This window comes from Tenacibaculum sp. (assembly GCF_050290165.1).
In the GTDB taxonomy this organism is placed as follows: Bacteria; Bacteroidota; Bacteroidia; order Flavobacteriales; family Flavobacteriaceae; genus Polaribacter.
Genome location: NZ_JBNKHD010000001.1, coordinates 184,523 through 205,247, shown reverse-complemented (window position 1 = coordinate 205,247; position 20,725 = coordinate 184,523). Strand labels below are relative to the sequence as shown.

Annotated in this window: 14 protein-coding genes; 7 read left to right on the top strand and 7 right to left on the bottom strand. The window is 31.6% G+C overall.

Translation table 11 applies throughout. The features are described from left to right. The first annotated feature begins 101 nt into the window (after nt 1–101). The gene (locus ACQY6M_RS00855; protein WP_428742806.1) at nt 102–572 is read left to right on the top strand and encodes a Dps family protein; all 471 of its coding nucleotides are present in this window, start codon (nt 102–104) and stop codon (nt 570–572) included. A 130-nt stretch (nt 573–702) separates the two neighbouring features. Continuing rightward, the gene (locus tag ACQY6M_RS00850; protein WP_428742805.1) at nt 703–2,100 is read left to right on the top strand and encodes a serine hydrolase domain-containing protein; all 1,398 of its coding nucleotides are present in this window, start codon (nt 703–705) and stop codon (nt 2,098–2,100) included. 10 nt (nt 2,101–2,110) lie between these two features. Here ACQY6M_RS00850 and ACQY6M_RS00845 read toward each other — a convergent pair whose 3' ends face one another. Together ACQY6M_RS00845 and ACQY6M_RS00840 are read right to left on the bottom strand one after the other, a co-directional pair. Further along, on the bottom strand, nt 2,111–2,884 hold the full coding sequence (locus ACQY6M_RS00845; protein WP_428742804.1) for a sulfite exporter TauE/SafE family protein: 774 nt from the start codon (nt 2,882–2,884) through the stop codon (nt 2,111–2,113). Nucleotides 2,885–2,961: 77 nt separating this feature from the next. Further along, the gene (locus ACQY6M_RS00840; protein WP_428742803.1) at nt 2,962–3,891 is read right to left on the bottom strand and encodes an AraC family transcriptional regulator; all 930 of its coding nucleotides are present in this window, start codon (nt 3,889–3,891) and stop codon (nt 2,962–2,964) included. Nucleotides 3,892–4,174: 283 nt separating this feature from the next. Between ACQY6M_RS00840 and acs the strand changes: the two genes are divergently transcribed. Then, nucleotides 4,175–6,082, top strand: coding sequence for an acetate--CoA ligase (gene acs, locus ACQY6M_RS00835; RefSeq protein ID WP_428742802.1), 1,908 nt, complete (start codon nt 4,175–4,177; stop codon nt 6,080–6,082). Nucleotides 6,083–6,118: 36 nt separating this feature from the next. Here the strand turns inward: acs and ACQY6M_RS00830 are convergent, their stop codons facing one another. The 3 genes from ACQY6M_RS00830 to ACQY6M_RS00820 form a co-directional block, all read right to left on the bottom strand. Next, nucleotides 6,119–6,802 (bottom strand): response regulator, encoded by a 684-nt coding sequence (locus tag ACQY6M_RS00830; RefSeq protein WP_428742801.1) that lies wholly within the window; start codon nt 6,800–6,802, stop codon nt 6,119–6,121. 3 nt (nt 6,803–6,805) lie between these two features. After that, complete coding sequence (locus ACQY6M_RS00825; protein WP_428742800.1) at nt 6,806–8,734, bottom strand: tetratricopeptide repeat-containing sensor histidine kinase; 1,929 nt, start codon at nt 8,732–8,734, stop codon at nt 6,806–6,808. Nucleotides 8,735–8,869: 135 nt separating this feature from the next. After that, entirely contained in the window at nt 8,870–9,085 is a 216-nt protein-coding gene (locus tag ACQY6M_RS00820; protein ID WP_428742799.1) for a hypothetical protein, read from the bottom strand. Between the two features lie 1,680 nt (nt 9,086–10,765). On the opposite strand from ACQY6M_RS00820, the gene ACQY6M_RS00815 reads away from it, so the two are divergent. The 3 genes from ACQY6M_RS00815 (at nt 10,766) to ACQY6M_RS00805 (ending at nt 15,962) form a co-directional block, all read left to right on the top strand. After that, complete coding sequence (locus ACQY6M_RS00815; protein WP_428742798.1) at nt 10,766–12,226, top strand: alkaline phosphatase PhoX; 1,461 nt, start codon at nt 10,766–10,768, stop codon at nt 12,224–12,226. Between the two features lie 11 nt (nt 12,227–12,237). Further along, nucleotides 12,238–14,022: a cytochrome-c peroxidase gene (locus tag ACQY6M_RS00810; protein ID WP_428742797.1), complete on the top strand. Its 1,785-nt coding sequence runs from the start codon at nt 12,238–12,240 to the stop codon at nt 14,020–14,022. Between the two features lie 278 nt (nt 14,023–14,300). Then, on the top strand, nt 14,301–15,962 hold the full coding sequence (locus ACQY6M_RS00805; protein ID WP_428742796.1) for a sodium:solute symporter: 1,662 nt from the start codon (nt 14,301–14,303) through the stop codon (nt 15,960–15,962). Here the strand turns inward: ACQY6M_RS00805 and ACQY6M_RS00800 are convergent. Continuing rightward, nucleotides 15,959–17,446 carry an NAD(P)H-hydrate dehydratase gene (locus ACQY6M_RS00800; RefSeq protein ID WP_428742795.1) on the bottom strand — a complete coding sequence of 496 codons (1,488 nt, stop codon included), beginning with the start codon at nt 17,444–17,446 and terminating at the stop codon, nt 15,959–15,961. The genes ACQY6M_RS00805 and ACQY6M_RS00800 overlap by 4 nt on opposite strands. Nucleotides 17,447–17,523: 77 nt before the next feature. Next, nucleotides 17,524–18,213, bottom strand: a complete 690-nt coding sequence (cmk, locus tag ACQY6M_RS00795) for a (d)CMP kinase (protein ID WP_428742794.1) — start codon at nt 18,211–18,213, stop codon at nt 17,524–17,526. 281 nt (nt 18,214–18,494) lie between these two features. On the opposite strand from cmk, the gene ACQY6M_RS00790 reads away from it, so the two are divergent. Next, nucleotides 18,495–20,723, top strand: coding sequence for a gliding motility-associated C-terminal domain-containing protein (locus ACQY6M_RS00790; RefSeq protein WP_428742793.1), 2,229 nt, complete (start codon nt 18,495–18,497; stop codon nt 20,721–20,723). Nucleotides 20,724–20,725: the final 2 nt, after the last annotated feature.

The window sequence follows — 20,725 nt, the reverse complement described above, 5'->3', positions numbered from 1 at the left end:
CGATAAAGATATTAAAACAATCAATTACATTTATAGTTTAAGTGTTAAAAGTTGCGGTAATTTTGTACGTAAAAAAGTAAAAAACTTAAAATCAACACAATATGTTAATAACTATTTTAGGATTAGATAAAGAAAAAACCGTAACTTTAGTAAACGAATTAAATATTCTATTAGCGAATTTTCAAGTGTATTATCAAAACGTAAGAGGATTGCATTGGAATATTAAAGGGAAAAGTTTCTTTGAACTACATGTAAAGTTTGAAGAATTTTACACAGATGCGCAGGAAAAAGTAGATTTAATTGCAGAAAGAATTCTAACCTTACAAGGAACCCCGCTGCATACTTTTGAAGATTATATAAAAGTATCAAAAGTGCCTGTTGGAAAAAATATTTCTAACGATGTAGAGGCCGTTAAATTGGTGTTGAATTCGTTATCAGAATTGCTAAAAATCGAACGTAATATTTTGGAATTGTCTGGAGAGGCAGAAGATGAGGGAACAAACTCGATGATGAGTGATTTTATCTCAGAACAGGAAAAAACTTTATGGATGATGAATGCTTGGTTAGGCTAAGAAAGTCATTCATATCTTTTGGGGATTATAAGCAGCATTAACTAATGCTGCTTTTTTTGTTTTAAAGAAGTAGGTGTAACCTGTTTTCATTTTCTTCCGTCTTAAGAAAAGTAATCAAGATAATTAACCTATGAAAAAATTAAATCAATTAAAAAGAGCTGCAACTGTTTTTCTATGCTTCTTTTTAATGAGTGCATTGTCTGCGCAAAATCTAGAATCGAAAATAGATAAAGTTTTAAAAACTCAATTTAAAAGTAACGAAACAGGAGTGTCTGTCTTGGTAGCAAAAAGAGGAAAAGTTATCTATAGAAAAGCATTTGGAAAAGCAAATTTGGAGCTTGATGTAAATATGATACCGGAGAATGTTTTTAAAGTTGGTTCGATGACAAAACAATTTACATCTGTATCAATATTAATGTTGTTGGAAGAAGGGAAACTAAGCTTAGAAGATACTATAACTAAGTATATCCCTAATTTTCCAATAAAAGGAAAACAAATAACCATACATCATTTATTAACACATACTTCTGGGATTAAGAATTACACTTCTATACGAAAGTTTGGAGAAATAACAACTGATGATATACCACCATTAGAGTTTATTGATTTTTTTAAAAATGAACCCGTGGATTTTGAACCAGGTGAAAAATATAAATACAGTAACTCTGGATATTTTATTTTAGGATACATTATTGAGAAAGTTAGTGGAATAAGCTATTCTAAATTTGTTGAAGAAAGAATTTTTAAGAAACTAAATATGTACTCTTCCTGCTATGAGAGTCATACAAAATTGATTAAAAATAGAGCTTCAGGCTATCAAAAAAGAGGTGAAGGTTTTTTAAACCACAAATATTTTAGCTCAACATTACCGTATGCAGCAGGGTCAATTATGTCTAATGTTGATGATATGCTAAAGTGGCAAACAGCTATTAGTAATAATTTATTATTAAAAAAAGAAACCACAGCTAAAGCGTTTACAAATTACACATTGGATAACGGAAAGAAAATAAATTACGGATATGGGTGGCATTTAAATGAGATAAATGGAATACCAACTATTGAGCATGGAGGTTCAATTCCTGGGTACAAATCAATGGGAGTATATGTTCCGAGCGAAGATGTGTATGTAGTTGTATTTTCTAACTGTGGCTGTCAATCGCCAACCAAAACAGCAATAAGAATAGCAGCGTTAGCTATTGATAAACCTTTTTTTACAAAAGAGAAAGCAGTTTCGTTATCAAAAGAAGAGCTAGATAAATGGGTTGGAGCTTATGAATTTGAAGATGGAGCTGTTCGTTTTATTAGTATTGAAGGGAATCAGTTGTATAGTCAGCGAGAAGGTAGTTCTCAAAAAATTAAAATATATCCAACAACTGCCAATGAATTTTCATCTGAAGATGGTTTCATTTCTTATAGTTTTTCATTAGAAAATAGAAAGCAAGTAGTAGTCTTTCAGAATAGGATAGAAAAAGAAAAAGGAGTTTACACTCAAAAAGAAGTTCTAAAAGAGAAAAAGATATTTCAGTAGTATTAAAAGTTTAAAATAAGTATTTAATTAAAATACGAATACTTACAAAGGCAATCAAAATAGCAGTTGCCTTTTTTAATTGTATTGGAGTAAAAAATCTGTTACTCATTCTACTACCAATTTGACCACCTATAAGAACAGTTATCAACAGTAAAACAGTTAAATTCTTATCGATAGAAAATTTAGGGTTGGTGTATTGACCAATCAAACCAGAAATAGAATTAACCAAAATAAAAAAGCTGGCAGTAGCTGCAATTCTTTTAGGAGTATCCCAATTAGTCAAGTGAAGTAAAGGAGCTAAAAAAATACCACCTCCAATACCTACCATTCCCGAAATAAAACCAATAATTCCTCCATAACCAGCATTCTTCGTTAAACTTAAGTTAGTTGTTTTGTTGCTGCTACTAATTGTCTTGTTAGAGATCCACATTGTAATAGCAGCAAAGAGTAACGTAAAACCTAAAAGGATAAAAAAGAATGTTTGACTTATACGCAAATACCCTCCTAAAAAAGCTAACGGAACACTAAAAAGAGTAAGAGGAATCACTTTTCTCCATCGGTATTGTTTTTGACGTATATATAGAAAAACATTACCAGTAACGACTATGATGTTGCATAAGAGTGCTGTGGCTCTAATTTGAGTAAAAAGTAAACTGGTTAAAGCCAAAACAGCTAAATAGCTAGACCCACCACCAAACCCTACAGAAGAGTATAAAACAGCAATAAAGAAAAAAAGTAAAACGATGTGCCAGTTTAAAAAAACTGTTTCAATAAATAGATTCAATTGTTTTTTTGAGTGTAAAAATAAGTTATTACGAGGTTAATTCATAAAGAACAAAACATATAAACTAAAATAAATATCTAGCTTTTAATAAGAGTATTTCTGAATTGTTGCGGAGTTAATAGTTCACATTTTTTAAAAAGACGATTAAAATAGCTCACATTATTAAACCCAACTTTATAGGCAATGTTAGAAATACGTTCATTAGGATTACTTTTAATAAGTTGTTTAGCTAGTTTTATTTTTTCTGAATTTAAAAAATCAATAGGGGTAACTCCTAAAGTGTTTTTAAATTTTTTGATAAAGTGAGATTTACTCATACAGGCTTTTTCTGCCATTTTATCAAGAGTTAAATCATTTTCAGTCAAATGTTCTTTTATATATTTTACTGTAAACCCAATTCTTGTGTCATTAAAAGCATCGTTAACATTGTTTAGAATAACTTGTCTAGCTTTACTTTGTAAAAGTCTTATAATCAACTCTTGTATCATCAAATCTAATAGTACATCTTTAGATTTTGTGTTTTTAATAAAAGTACTTGTTAGTCTGCTAACTAGTAAATCAATTTCAGTATTATTTGTTAAATGAGAAGAATCTTTTTTTAAGTTCCATTTGTTGTTTTCTCTTTCAATAGCTGTTACTTCATTAAAATTATAAACGACTTCGTTTATCTTATTTTGATCTATAGATAAACCTAAACATTGAGTTGGATTCTCAAAAGTTGCGTCAGGAAAATCAATATGAAGATTCAAGTTTTCAGGTATAACTAGAGATTCTCCAGGGAGGAAATCAAAATATTTTCCATTGTCTACGGTCATTGATTTTTTACCTGTTAACATACTCGCAATTATTGTAGAATCAAAGTTTAAGACTACATTTTTTGTGGCTTGGTAAGTTTCAAAAATATTTAACTCAGCATATTCTGAAGCATATGTAGTTTTATTTTCAATAAGGGTAGTTAATTTTCTGGTATCGTAATGGTGTTGTATTTCTAAATTTCTGTTTTTCATGCGCTATAAAAGAATATAGTTCAATTTTTTGATAATATAATTCAATTTTTACATGCAATATATCGATAAATTTGCTAATGTGAAAAATAGAAAGTTAAAGTTAATTTTCTTTACTCTTTTTTAAAGAAGAGTTAATTGTTCCCCCGTTAATTTTAGCACTTTTTGCTAAAGAAAGAAAAAGAAAGCTAACACTGTATGAGTGTTGGCTTTTTTATTTTGTCTATCCAAAAACTAAATACTAACTTCCTAACCGATTAAAAACATTTTTTAAGTAAATCTTGTTATGAGTAATTACCACGTAAAAACACTAGAAGAATATTTTCATGTATATAGAAAGTCTGTAAGGAACCCTGAATTATTTTGGGAAGAAATAGCTGAAGAGCATTTTGTTTGGAGAAAAAAATGGAATACTGTTTTAAGTTATGATTTTGAGAAACCAGAATTTAAATGGTTTGAAGGAGCTAAGTTGAATATTACAGAAAATTGTATTGACCGTCATTTGCATATCAGAGGTGATAAAACAGCAATTTTATTTGAACCTAACAATCCTGATGAGGAAGCTGAACATATTTCGTATAAAGAATTACATAAACGTGTTTGCAAGTTTGCTAATGTGTTGAAAGATCACGGAATTAGAAAAGGAGATAGAGTTTGTGTTTACTTACCAATGATTCCTGAGTTAGCAATTTCAGTATTGGCATGTGCTCGAATTGGTGCGGTGCATTCAGTAGTATTTGCAGGTTTTTCATCTACAGCTTTAGCAACGAGAATTAATGATTGCGAAGCTAAAATGGTGATTACTTCTGATGGCTCTTATCGAGGTGCAAAAACAATTGATTTAAAAGGTATTGTAGATGAAGCACTGGAAAGTTGCCCTACTGTAAAAACAGTATTAGTTGCCAAACGAATAAAATCTAATATCCAGTTAAAAGAAGGACGTGATAAATGGCTAGAACCGTTATTAAAAGAAGCTTACGAAGATTGTGTCCCTGAGATTATGGATGCTGAAGATCCATTGTTTATTCTGTATACATCAGGATCAACAGGAAGTCCTAAAGGAATGTTACATACAACAGCAGGCTATATGGTGTATACAGCATATACATTCAAAAATGTATTTAATTACAAAGAAAATGATGTGTATTGGTGTACTGCGGATATTGGCTGGATTACAGGGCATAGTTACATAGTATATGGTCCTTTAGCTAATGGAGCAACTACAGTAATGTTTGAAGGAGTGCCTAGTTATCCAGATTTTGGACGCTTTTGGGAGGTGGTAGAAAAGCATAAAATTAACCAGTTTTATACAGCGCCAACAGCAATTAGAGCATTAGCAAAAGAAAATTTAGAATATGTAGATAGTCACAATTTATCTTCGTTAAAAGTATTAGGAACTGTAGGTGAACCAATTAATGAAGAAGCTTGGCACTGGTATAATGATAATGTGGGGAAAAAGAAAAATCCTATAGTAGATACCTGGTGGCAAACTGAAACAGGAGGGATGATGATTTCTCCATTACCATATATAACTCCGACCAAACCAACTTATGCAACATTGCCCTTACCAGGAATTCAATTGGCGTTGATGGATGAAAATGGTAAAGAAGTAAAAGGAAATCAAGTAGATGGTCGTTTATGTGTAAAATACCCATGGCCATCTATGGCAAGAACTATTTGGGGAAATCATCAACGTTATAAAGAAACTTATTTTTCTGCATTTGAATCTATGTATTTCACAGGAGATGGAGCACTTAGAGATGAAGTAGGATATTACCGAATAACAGGTAGAGTAGATGATGTAATTATTGTTTCAGGACATAATTTAGGTACTGCTCCTATAGAAGATGCTATTAATGAACATCCTGCTGTAGCGGAGAGTGCTATTGTAGGTTTTCCTCACGAAGTAAAAGGAAATGCGTTATATGGTTATGTTATCTTAAAAGAAACAGGGGAGACAAGGAATCAAGACAATGTTCGAAAAGAGATTAATCAAATAATCACAGAACATATTGGGCCAATTGCGAAGCTTGATAAAATTCAGTTTACAGAGGGATTACCAAAAACACGTTCAGGAAAAATAATGCGTCGTATTTTACGTAAAATAGCCCATAATGAACTAAATAATTTAGGAGATGTTTCCACGCTCTTAAATCCTGAGGTAGTTAAAAGTATTATTGAAAACAGATTATAGCAAAAAGCCAAGAGTAAAATCTCTTGGCTTTTTTATTTAAATAAATCCTTTGTCTCGAGCTATTAAGATAAGATCCTTATCGTCGGAGTTATTGATGCCGAACATCTGTTTCATTTGACGTTTTCTTTTCTCAATAGCAGTTATTGATAGTGGTACAACATCTGGTAAATCTTTCATTCTTGTACCTATGGAAAGTTCGTAAATTATCTTTCTATCTATATCGTCTATTAAGTAATCATTGGTTACTTCATTTCGTAAAAGTTTAGCTATGGTTTTACTATAGTAGGGAGGATCGTTTAAGACTTCTTGTATAGCTGTTACCAATTCTAAGGGAGTAATATCATTTTTTACTAAAAAACCATCTGGATCAATGTTTTTTAGAATGCTATGTACTCTATAGTTGTCGTTAAAAGTAGTAGAAACAATTATTTTAGCAGAAGGATGCATTGCTTTAATTTTCAAGCCTAAATCTTCACCAGATAAAATTTTTCCATCTTGAGATGCTGGGAGTCTCATATCTAAAAAAACAATGTCAATTTCTGAGTTGGAATTTACATGTTCTTGTAATAACGCATATGCTGTATCGCAGTCATGCGCAACATGAATGTTAAATGTAATGTTTTTATCTAAGGTTGTTACATGGTTGAAAGCACTTTTATAAGCTTCAGATATCAATGGATGATCATCAATAATTAGAGCTGTATATATTTTGGTACTCATAGTTTAGCTTTTAAGAGGAATGGTCAAAGATAATGAAGTTCCGGTATTAATTTCCGAATCTAACAATACGGTTCCTTTTAGCTTTTTTATTCGAGAATTGATGTTTTTTATACCAATACCCGTTTTTTTCTTTTTAACATTGAAACCTTTACCGTCATCTTTTAAGTGGATAATTAGGTTGTGTGAATCTGTAGATAAGCTAAGGGCAATATTTTTAGCTTCAGCATGCTTGATAATATTTTGTAAGGCTTCTTGTATTATACGATATACGTTCGCCTTGGTGATTTCATCCATACTTTTCCAAGAAATATTTTCATCAGACGAAAATTGATATTTAAAATTACCGATTTCGCTTTTGTCCTTTAAAAGTTGCGCTATAATAGAGATGAAATTGATATTAGAACCGTCGAAATTATCACTTAATTTGTGTGAAACGTCTCTTATTTCTTTTTCAATATCCTGCAGTTCATTTAATAAAGCTTGGTGTTTTTCTAAAACTTTCTCATCACCTTGAATGTTTAAAAAACCTAAACCAAAACGAGTACCAAACAATTTGCCTAAAATACCGTCGTGTAATTCTTCTGATATCCGGTTGCGTTCTTTAACTTTTTCTTCTTCTAGTTTGGCTTGTTGTTGTAAAGTAAGTATATAAACCTCTTCGTTTGCTTTTTGTTGCTCCGATTCTAGGCTAAGTTTTTCGTTTTGAACTTTTTGTACTCTTAAGAAATACAATAAACTAAGAATTAAAATTCCAGCAAAACTGGTAATAAGTATCCAAATACGTTGTTGGCTCAAACGCTCTGTCTCTTCAATATATTCATCGGTTTCAAATTCAATACGAGTAAACTTATTTTGTATTCTTCGCTCTGCACTAATTAAACTGTCATTGAATTCTATATAACGGTCTAAATATTTTTTAGAATTTTTGGTATCTAAGTTGGCTAGCTGATTTAAGGTAGTTAAATAATCTCCACCATTTTTTAGTTGTCTTGCAATATAATTAGCTTCTTTAGCATAGTTTATAGCATTAAGAGTATCATTTATGTGCTTGTAGTAGTCAGAAATATGCGTTTTAGATGTTAGTACTCCTTCAATATTTTTTAGACTATCTCTTATGGATAAAGCTTTGAAAAGTTCAGATTTAATGCCTGTTGTGTCTTTAGAAAAAAGTTTGCAGTAAGCTTTATTATCGAGCACTCTGGCATACTGACTAATTGTTCCTTTATTTTTTAAGGCTTTATTATAGTACTTTATTGCTGTTTTATATTTTTTCTTTTTTAAGTATATATTTCCTAAATTATTATAAACAGGAATGTATTTCGGTTCAGAATGTTTCTTGTCTATTTTTTTTAGATATAATAAAGCTTTATTGTAGTATTCCAGGGCTTTATCATATTCTTTAATATCTTTTTGTAGTAAGCCTAGATGATTGTAAGAAGCATATAAATATTCATAGTTGTTTAATTCGTTAAAAAGTTTTATTGCCTCAATATTTAGAATTTCACTACCAGCATAATCTCGATATCTCCCTTTTATACGAGCCATTCCGTATAGTATTTGCGAAGCTTCGTTTTTAAAACCTCCTTTTATAAAATTCTGATAAGCTTTATTAAAATGAAAGAAACCTTTGTCATACATCTTGTTTTTTACAAAATAAGTGGCATAATTCCAATGTGTATCACCTATAGCATAAATATGATTTAATTTGGTAGCTAGCTGTAGTGCTTCTTTATTAACTTTAAAAAAGGTTGCAGTGTCTTTTAATTTATAGAACTCATAGGCTATTGAACTAAGTTCCAAAGGTAGTTTTTCGTTATTAAAGATAATGTAATTGGATGATTTAAATAGTAATTGTTTTTTAGAGAGATTATCTAGCTTTTTATCTTTGGCTTGTTTAAGCCATATTTTAATACTGTCATTTTGAGAATTCAAAGAAAAACAGCAGAAGAGTATTAAGAAAATAAACAAGAAAAAGTTTTTTTTAAAATATTTCAAGATTGTTGTTTTTTGACAAAACTAAAAAAAGCTTTTAACAAATTTGTTAAAAGCTTATAAATATCAAAGGTGTTAGTTGCCTTTTGTACCATCATTACCGTCACCATCACCATCACCAGTTTCAAAGTCAGTGGTTCCACCTGTGCCGCTATCAGTAGTGTCAGTTCCTGAAATCAATTCAGTTTGTACAATGGTATTGTTTGGTACTATATCTTCTGTTAAATCTGTACAGCTTGTGGTTAAAAGAGTTAACATGCTTATAAGTAGTGTAATTTTTAAAGTTTTCATAATTTCATTTTTTAAATTTTGACAATAGTTTTCCTAGCCGCATAAGCAGCTTGTTTGGTATCGAAATGATTTTTTCGATTGAATTACCTCAGTTAAATTGGGGTAATAGTCATCTAGCCCAAGTATTTATGGGTAGTTGGTAGAATTAAATTGATGGAAACATCAATGTATGAAGATGTGTTACTACCAAGGCCTATTGAGTACAACAGACTTCAGGAAATTCTACTTTGCCGTTAATAAGGAAGCGTTTGCAATTTTGAAATGAACGCTAGTTGATTTTTAATTCTAAAATAGTGATACCACTTTAAATGATGAATGCAATTTTAGTAAGCGTTCTTGTTTAATGAGTAAACGTCCTTTTTCGTTTAGTGTGTGCAATTTTAATGTTTTCATAGCTATTAAATTTGTCCTATTAATATAGTGAAAAAAAACGAATTGTACAAATTTTTGTGTTCTTGTAAATATTGTTTTAATAAAAAAGGCGCCTTTTAAAAAAGGCGCCTTTGTGTTATATATATTAGTATAGAATTGTAGCTAATTCTTTCTTAAATACTGTTTATCACAATAAACATCCTTATCTTTTTTAGTTATGTAATCAACTCCTTTGCTAAAAGATTTGTCGATACTTCTGTTTGTGTAAATTAATATCATAATTTCTGTTATTATTTTGTTTTAAATACCAATTAAGAATTCCTTAATAAGTATGGTACAAATATACGAATATTTTATAATAAAACAAGAAAAAAATGAAGTTAATTAATTGATAATCAGATATTTGTATTGTTTTTAAAGAATAGGGTGGCTGTCCGGATTGTGTCCAGATATTTATTGCGTTTGCAACATTTTGTTTGTCAGTTGCTTAGTGTTCAATTAAACAGAGTTATATGTTTTAAATTAAAATGTCATTTTCTTTAAAAAAATACATAAAAAAAGCGTCCAATTTTATTGGACGCTTTATATATAGTTAGTTTTTATAATCAAATCATGTTTGAATTTCATTATAATTAACATATAACGTCCGATTTCGAAGAGATACCTTATCGGTATTCCCGCGAAAGCCACATTTTAGGCTAACAAGTTCTTGTGCTATATGTAAAATCATTTTATTCATAAAGGACAAATATACAATATTTGTCAAATATCAAAAAACACTCTATGTTTATGTGGTGTATTCGGTTCTAATATAAAAAGTAAGGCTGAGCCTCACTAAAAGTAATGCTGCCCCTCACCATGTTGTTAAATACATGAAATATATTTGTCTCGGTTAAAATTTAAACCTTGTATAAGGTAAGATATAAAATGGGGATTTATATCATGTCGTAGGGGAGAATTCTATGAGAAAAAGAAAACAAAATGATTTTTACTCTAACCAAAGTAAAAACTAATGATGCAAGACAAAAAGCGCCTTTATAAAGGCGCTTTTCTTATTTCTATATGTGAATATGTATTATAAACATATACAGCATATTAATAAAAGTTAAGTAGGTGTTAAAATGGAGTGTATGTTTAAGTTATTTATATTTAGTTGGTTAAGATTTTGTATGAGAAGGAAGTGTGAGAATTTATTTAACTTTAGTTAAAGTTCGTAACCTTTTGATGAGGTATATTTAAACTAGAGCTAAGAACTTCTTAATGTTAGTGTTGTTGATTTGCGGTTATAAAACAAAAATTAACATAATAATGAAAAACTTATTTAAATTAGGATTTTTAGGTGTTTGTACAGCAGTAGCTTTAACATCTTGTGATTCTGATAGTACACCTAATCATGGGGATTCAATTGAATTAAAGGCACATTCTAAAACCCCTAACTTTTTAAAATTAGAATCTGAGTTTTCAGGAGTAAAAGTATTTCCTATTTTATCATCAGAAGATAAATTAGAAGATGCTCCAAACTTTGTGTACGGATCAATGGCTGATGGTTCTGGATTGATAAGAAATTCTGATGGGACTTATACTTTAATAAATAATATTGAAGCTGATTATTCTATTGCTAGAATTAAATTTGATGAAACATTTAAGCCAATCCATGGAGAGTACATTTTAAATGCTAAAGCAACGGCAAGTACAGCTCAATGTTCAGGTTCTTTAATTACTATGGAAGAGCATGGATTTGGACCTTTATATTTATCAGGTGGTGAATGGGGTGGTGCTTCTAAAGGTGTCTTTGCAACGGATCCTTTTAAAGATGCTTCTGCAGCTAGCGCACCAAGAATGTTAACAGCTATGGGACAATGGTCTACAGAAAATGCTGTTGTTATTGGTAAAGATGCTTACAGTGATAAAACAGTTTTATTTATTGGTGATGATCATTCTGACAACGAAGTTCCTTCAGGACAGTTAGGTATGTATGTAGGAAATAGAGGAGATTTAGAAGGAGGTAAATTATATGGATTAAAAGTAACTGACGAAGGAGTTACTTATGAAGTGGATATGGAAGAAGGTACAGCCTATAATGCTTCTTTTGTTGAATTGACAGAGAAAAATCTTGATTTATTAGATGCTGAGGCAAAGGAAAAAGGAGTAATGGGATTCTCTCGTTTAGAAGATATCGATTGGAGAAGAGGTTCTGCTAAAAACAATCGCGAAATCTATTTTTGCGTAACTGGACGTAAAAAAGATGGATTAATTGGTAAAGGAACAGCTTACGGACGTGTTTATAAAGTAGAATTAAACGAAAACGATCCTACTGGAGCTGCTAAAATCACTTGTGTATTAGATGGAGATAAATTAGATGGTAAAGCAAAACTTTTCCATAGCCCAGATAATATTGTTGTAACGGAAAACTATGCGTACATCCAAGAAGATCCAAATGGGTACTTTGATGGAGAAAAAAATCACGCTGCAAGTTTATATCAGTATAACTTAAAAACAGGAGAGTTAAAGAAAGTATTAGAATGTGATCAGGTGGCAGCTTCAGCTGCTGGGTATGGAAGCTCTTTTGCTGAAAATGCTTGGGAAATTACAGGTATGATGGATATTTCTAAAACAATAGGAGTGAGCAATACGTTCTTAGTAATTACTCAAAATCACGGTTGGGTTCCAGCTGATGGAGGAGCATTTACTGATCCTTTAGCGAATGATGCTGCTGAAACAACAAAAGAAGGAAGTCAATTATATGTGATTCAAGGATTAGATAGATAATGACAAACAGTTTGAAAAAAATAAAAAAGGCACATGTTATCATGTGTCTTTTTCTAGTATCTATAATTAGCTGCAAGCAAGAAAAAAAAGTTAGTTATACAGAGGTTGATAATAATCAAGCTCATGTAGCTAAAATTCAAGAGTATTACTCGCTACATCTTAGCAATTGTATTGAAGCATTAGAAGAAATAAATAAGGCTGATGTAGTTTCAGAAAGACTAAAAAAATACAAACTAGCAAGAAGAGAGTTCAAGTTGGTAGAACCTATTTTAGCTTTTGTAGATAAAGAAAATTATAAAAGTGTAAATGCTCCTAATTTGTTAAAAGTTGAAGAAGAAGATGCTACGGATATTAAAATAAATAAACCATTTGGTTTTCAGGTTATTGAAGAATTGTTGCATGAAGATGAAGTGGACTTGGTTGCGGTTAAAGAAACGGTGTATAAAACAGTTAATCGACTTAAGTTAATAGCAAGCAATAATAAGCTGTATTTAAAAACATACCATGTATTATGGTTGCTACGCAACCAAATTGCTCGTTTAGCTTTAGTGGGAATTACTGGTTTCGATTCTCCGGTATTAGAGCAGTCTTTGGTAGAAGCGAAAATAAACTATGAAACCTTACTTTTTATGGTCAAAACATATAAAGATGAGTTTTCAAATCTAAAAATATATACTGAGTTAGTAAATGAATTGAAGGAAGCTCAAAAGGTATTGAAGGAAGGTGAATTTACTTCTTTTAATCGTTTTGATTTTATCAAAGACCATGCACATAAACAACTAGAATTACTAGCGAATACAGCAGAAGATTGGAAAGTAGAGTTTCCGCTAACTATGGCATTTAATAATAATATAAGGTCATTATTTTCAAAAGAAACGTTTAATATTAATTTTTTTAACGATTATCACCAAGCAGAGAATATAAAGGTTGGAGAAAAAATAGCCTTAGGAAAAAAATTGTTCAACGATACAAGCTTGTCTAAAGATGGAGTGATGAGCTGTGCTACCTGTCATATTAAAGACAAGGCGTTTACAGATGGTTTGACTGCTTTTTCGAAGCAAACGAGAAATACACCAACTTTAGCGTATGCAGTGTATCAACAAAGCTTTTTTCACGATGGAAGAGCAGGGAGTTTAGAAGGACAAATTGTTGGGGTAGTTGAGAATAAAAATGAGTTCCATACAAATTTAGAAAACTTAACAAAAACGATTGAAAAAGATAGTGTATATGTTGCATCGTTTACAAGTTTATACGGAAAAGTGAACGACTTCAATATCAGAAATGCTATAGCAGATTATATAAGAAGTTTAGGCGATTTTAGTTCTAAATTTGATAAGAATATCAATAAAAAGGAAAACACATTAACTGCTTCTGAGATTAACGGATTTAATCTTTTTATGGGAAAAGCAAAATGTGCTACTTGTCATTTTCCACCAGTGTTTAATGGAACTGTTCCTCCTAACTTTTCGGAAACAGAAGTAGAATCAATAGGAGTTCCAAATTTAGCAGAGGCAGGATTAGATAACGATTTAGGCGTTTATAATGTATTCAAAACCGAAGAAAGAAAGCATTTTTTTAAAACAGCTACGGTTCGTAACATTTCAAAAACAGCTCCGTATATGCATAATGGTGTGTATAAGACTTTACAACAAGTAGTTGATTTTTACAATAAAGGCGGAGGGCAAGGTTTAGGATATAATTTACCTAATCAAACGTTACCAGCAGATAAATTGAATTTGTCAGATAAAGAAATTCAAGATTTAATAGTCTTTATGGAGACTCTCACGGATGAGTAAAATCATTCCATTTTTTATAGTTAACAACAGAAACTCTCTAAAGATATTTTTAGAGAGTTTTTTATTATGTGAGAATAAGAAAAGAACATTTAGAAAAAGTTAACGTTTTTTTATTCCTAAATCTATAAATTGAAACCCAAATAAAAATCAATCAACGAAACAATTCAATTATGGATAAAAAGTATATATGGAAAAAAGAATATACACTAGTCTTAGTGGCTAATTTAGTGTATATCATCATCTTTTATATTATCACCAACATATATACAAAATAAACCATGCAAATAGTAGATTGGATTGTTCTTTCAGTAACCTTATTGTTTATTGTTTTATACGGAGCTTGGAAAACCCGAGGAAGTAAAAATGTTGAAGAGTATTTAAAAGGAGGAAACGAAAGTAAATGGTGGACGATTGGTTTGTCGGTTATGGCAACACAGGCCAGCGCAATTACCTTTTTGTCAACACCAGGACAGGCATTTCATAGTGGAATGGGGTTTGTGCAATTTTACTTCGGGTTGCCAATTGCGATGGTAATTATTTGCTTGGTGTTTATACCTATTTATCACAAGCTAAAAGTATATACAGCCTATGAATATTTAGAAGGAAGATTTGATCAGAAAACACGAACATTAACAGCTGTTTTATTTTTAATTCAACGTGGGTTAGCAGCGGGTATTACAATTTTTGCGCCTGCAATTATTTTATCAGCAGTGTTAGGTTGGAATTTGGTTACGCTTAATATTATTATAGGTGTTTTGGTAATTATTTATACTGTTTCAGGTGGTACCAAAGCGGTAAGTGTAACGCAAAAGCAACAAATGGCGGTAATTTTTTCAGGAATGTTCATTGCGTTTTATTTGATATTGCAATATTTACCTGATGATATTACTTTTACTAAAGCATTGGAAATTGCAGGGGCTTCAGACAAAATGAAAGTACTCAATTTTTCTTGGGATTTAAACAATCGTTATACCGTTTGGACTGGTATTTTAGGAGGGACTTTTTTAATGTTATCATATTTTGGAACAGATCAAAGTCAGGTACAGCGATATTTATCAGGAAAATCATTACGTGAAAGCCAATTAGGATTGATTTTTAATGGATTATTAAAAGTGCCTATGCAGTTTTTCATTCTGTTAGTAGGAGTGATGGTATTTGTGTTTTATCAATTCAATCCCTCTCCACTTAACTTCAATCCAAAAGCAGGAGAAGTGATAGCAAATTCTAACTTAGAAACTATTGAAGAATATGTAAAGTTAGAAGAACAACATCGTTTTATTGAAGGTCGAAAAAAAGCATTAATTTTTGAAGGATTAACGTCTGAAAATATTGCGCAAATTCAAGAATTTAATGAGCAAGATAAAATACTAAAAGAAAAGGGTAGGACTATTATTTCTAAATCTGATTCACTGGTAGAAACGAATGATAAAGACTATGTGTTTATTCACTTTATTTTGAATAATTTACCTAAAGGATTAATAGGTTTGTTATTAGCGGTTATTTTATCAGCAGCCATGTCTTCTACCGCTTCTGAGCTAAACGCTTTGGGAAGTACAACTGCTATTGATTTATACAAACGGAACGTAACTAAAGAATATAGTGAGGTACATTATGTAAAAATGTCAAAATGGTTTACACTAGGTTGGGGTATTTTGGCAATTTTAGTCGCTTGTGTAGCCAATTTGTTTGACAACCTAATTCAATTGGTAAACATTATAGGTTCTATTTTTTATGGAAATGTGTTGGGGATATTTTTACTTGCTTTTTTTATAAAATATGTAGAAGGAAATGCGGTGTTTATTGCAGCAATTATTACACAGTTAATTATTATTGCTGTTTGGTATATTGATTGGTTACCGTATTTATGGTTAAATGCACTTGGATGTGGTTTGGTAATGTTGTTAGCAGTACTAATTCAAACACTTTCTAAAGAGAATTAATTTTTTTCTATTCGTAAATACTCAATGATATCTGAAGCTATTAAAGCATTAAAACCTTTTATACTAGCTGCTTTATCACCTGCTTTACCGTGGAAATATACCCCTAGTAAAGCTACATGTAACGAGTTGTAGTTTTGAGCCATCAGCCCAGTAATAATTCCGGTAAGGACATCGCCACTACCACCAGTAGCCATTCCTTGATTTCCAGAAGTATTGAAATATAAATTTCCTTCAGGAGAAGAGATGCTCGTATAGGCATTTTTCAAAACCACAACACATTGATACTTTATAGAAAAAGCTAGTTGTTTTTGAAAACGTTCGGTTGAGGTATTCGATGAGCCTGCTAATCTGTCAAACTCTTTAATGTGTGGTGTGAGAATGGAATTTTTAGGAAGTAAAGAAAGTAAATCTTTGTTATTTGCAAGTATGTTAATAGCATCAGCATCAATAACTAGTGGATTGTTGCTTTCTGAAAGTAATTTCTTAAAAACTTGAACAGTTTTGTTATGAGTACCTAATCCAGGACCTATCCCGAGAATGTCGTATTTGGAAATGTTTGGGAGTTGGGTCGTGAATTCTTCATTCTCATCGATTAGACACATGGCTTCTGGTACAGTAGATTGTAGAATGTTATATCCACATTTAGGAATATAAGTTGTTAGCAAACCAACACCACTTCTCAAGCAAGCCTTTGAAGAGAGTACAGCAGCACCCAATTTTCCGTAAGAACCTGCAATTAATAAAGCATGTCCGTAACTTCCTTTATGAGATTGACGAGGTCTAGACTTTAGGATATTTGTAATTTGTTCGTTTAAAATATAATAATTGCTGTTTTGTTGTTGAATAAAGGCTTCATCTAAACCAATATCAACCGTTTTCCAGTTTTTAACATAGTTTCCGTTTTCAGGAAAAAAGAATGAAAATTTTGGTCGTTGAAAACTAACCACCAAATCTGCTTGAATAATCGTTTCAGAATTAGATAGCTCATCACAATACAATCCAGAAGGAATATCAATGGAATACACAGTTTTTTTAGCATGATTGATACTTTCGATAACTTGTTGTACAAAACCAATGATAGGTTTTGAAAGTCCTGAACCGAAAATGGCATCAATAATCACATCATATTCAGAAAAATCAGGAATATGATTATTAGATTTTACAATGACGGTATCGTTGAGTTTTTGAAAATTAGTATTGCAATCAGGAGAAAGTGTTTCCTTAAATTGAACTAATATGGGATGTACATTGTATTTCTTACTCCTTAAAATTCGAGTAACAGCAAAACCATCACCACCATTATTACCAACTCCACAAACAATTGCAATTTTTTGTGAATGGAGAAGCGATGGTTCAATAGCACTGACAAAAGCAAGAGCTGCATGTCCCATAAGAGCAAAAGAAGTGATTTCTTTTTTAGCAATAGTGTGCTGGTCTGTTTTTCTTATTTGTGATGCAGTCAGTATTTTTGGTAACATATTCATGTAAGAAAGGTACAGCTTTTTAAAAAGATGGTCAAAAAATAAAACCCGCAAATATTACGGGTTTTAAATTATATGTTTTAGTGGATTCTATCAGTAACCAAACTCATTATGCGTTCAAATTGTTCTTTGAGCCCCATGTCAGAGTTGTCAAATTCAATAGCGTCATGAGCCATGACTAAAGGAGAGTCTTCTCTGGTAGAGTCTATTCTGTCGCGTTCTTGTACGTTTTGTAAAATCTCTTCGTAGTTCACCTTATCGCCACGTTCTATCAGTTCTTTATAGCGTCTAGTAGCCCGTTTGTCGGCAGAAGCAGTCATAAATAATTTTAATTCAGCATCAGGAAAAACTACGGTACCAATATCACGGCCATCCATTACAATGCCTTTGTTTTTACCCATTTCTTGTTGCTCACTAACTAATTTTTTTCGTACTTCAGAAATGGCAGCAACTTGACTTACTAGTTTAGAAACCTCAATGGTTCTAATTTCTTTTTCAACATTAATCCCGTTTAAAAACATTTCAGCAAAGCCAAGGTTTTCATTAAAGGTAAACGACAAAGAAATATTGCTTAAATCTGTTATTAAATCATTTGGGTTAAAATGATTTTCAGAAACATAATTGCGTTGCATGGCATATAAGGTAACCGCTCTGTACATGGCACCTGTATCTACATAAATATACCCCAATTCTTTAGCAAGTTGTTTTGCAATGGTACTTTTTCCTGTAGAAGAAAAACCGTCGATAGCTATAGTGATTTTCTTTGTCATGTTTAAAAAAATGGATTGCAAAGATACGGTAGATATTCTAAAATATGAAGGGGAGTTTTTGAGCTTATTAGATGATTTTTTAAAGTGTTTTTAATGAGGTGTTTATCTTTTTTTTTGAAATATATCTGTCAAAATATTTATAGTTGTTTAGTTTTCTGTAAAATTTTTAATTGCAACTTAGAAATAGATTTTATATATTCCGATGTTAATTTTGTCGTTGTTTTATTGCGTTTTTATTGAGAAAAAGCATAAATTTGACAACCCCTAAAAGGATCCCTTAGATGAAAAAACACACTAAAAGCATTTTAGTACTTTTAGCGATACTCCTCTTTTGCGTTAGCTCAAGCGTGGTGTCTCAGGTTTTGGAGACTCCCATTGTAGCAAATGGAGAGGGGAAAACGTGTGATCAAACGGGGACTACTGACTTTCCTTTAAAAATAACCTTTACTACAGCTCCTTTTAACGACGATAATGTTTTTATTATTGAGCTTTCTGATGAAAATGGTTCTTTTGCAGACGCTAGTAAAGTAAAAGAGCTTAGGACGCTTGTTAGTACTGGAGGAACTAATTATAATCAAGCTTTTAATATAGATACAAGTTTTCAATTACCAGAAGGTACTTTTGGTAAAAATTATAAAATACGGATAAGGACTACATCTCCTGCGATGTCACAAGAGTCAGACTTTTTTGAAGCATACCACGATATGTTTGCAGAAGGAGAATTGATAATTAACGGTGGAAACACTTTTACTTTGTGTAATAGTGAGACAAAAGAAGTTACCTTAAACACCACTGTAATAGGAGAATATTTATGGTATAAAGTAATAAGTGGGACAACGGGTACACTTGTGGCTACAACCCAAGAACCTAAATATACCATAACAGAAGCAGGACAATATTATGTCGTAGTTGATTATGGTAAATGTGGAGGGCCTAAGTCTAATTATTTAACTGTTTCGGGGCTTAGCGGTTCAGATACACAAATTAAAGGAGCTACAACAGTCGAAATTTGTGGAAGCGATACACACACCTTTGAGGCGAATGTAACAAACAATACATACACATATAACTGGTATTTAGATGGTAATTTGGTAAAGTCGTCTAATGAATATACATATACTACGCCTAATGTAGGACAGTTTGGTACGTATCGTTTAGAGATTAACGCAGGGACTTGTACTACGGTTTCTAATAATGTGGTATTGCAACAACAAACAACAGCTGGTTTTAATGTAAATACTACAGGAATTTTAAAAACTATAATTTTACAAGGAGAAACTAGAGATTTGTGTATTACACACGATGCATCTTCAGGAACGGTTCAATGGTATAAAGATGGTGTTTCTATGGGATCTGCAGCAAATCAACTATGTTTAAGTGCTGTGGTTGCTGGAGTTTATTTTGCCAGAGTAACAGAAAGCACAGGGTCTTCGTGTGATGCTGTAGTAGATTCTGAAAAGTATGTGTTGTTAGGAGTGAAGTCGTTTAATGCAACAATTAGAACAGAAACGGGTTATGAAAAATGTAATTCTTCAAGCACTAAATTAAGTATAGTAGGGGTGAAAGCAATTGGAGAGGATGATAATGAATATGATTTAACAGCAACCCAAGTAGGCTTGTTAAGCTATCAATGGAATAAAGACGGGACTCCCATATCAGGAGCGACTAGTAATGAGTTAACCATAGGTTCTTATGTTGATAGTGGTTTGTATACCTTAACGGTAAGTGCTGGAATAACTAATGGGAATTCTAATGAATTAGATGTTAAATTAGTAGAGGTTCCTCAGGTTACTTCTAGTTCAGTTTCTAACTCATTGTGTGCAGGAGGGGCAATTACTTATACAATAAATAATGTTATTGCAGGTTATACATATCAATGGATAAAAGATGGTATTCAAGATGTAACACCTGCTGATCCACAAACCTTAGTGGTTACAGAAGTAGGAGAATATGTGTTGAAGTATTCAGGTTTTGGGTGTAATAGTGAATTAAATCCAATTGTTGTAGTTCCTTTTGACGATTCTGCAGTTACCATAACACCTTCAGAAATTGTAGTGATGGAAGCAGGGAGTTCTGCTACTGTTGTAGCTGCAGGAGGTGAAACTTATGAATGGTATGAAGGTGAAGATAATTCAGGGGCTTTGTTGTCAACAACAGAAGAGTTAATAGTAACTACTCTAGGTTTTTATACGGTATATGTAAAAGTAGGTAGCTGTACAGTACAGAGAACAATAGAAGTGGTAGAGCCTGATGGACAAATTATAGTTCCTAATATAGTGTCACCAAATCAAGATGGAATAAATGATACTTGGAAGTTGTCAAATTCGTATGCATATCAGCCTAGTGTGCAAGTAATATTGTACAATTCAAATGGAAAAGAAATTTTAAATACGACCGATTATAAAAATGATTGGCCAATGGAGAGTCTTGGTAATCAAAAAATATTTTACTATAAGATTATTAAAGACGATAAGTTGATGAAAGCAGGAACGATATCGGTGTTAGATTAAGT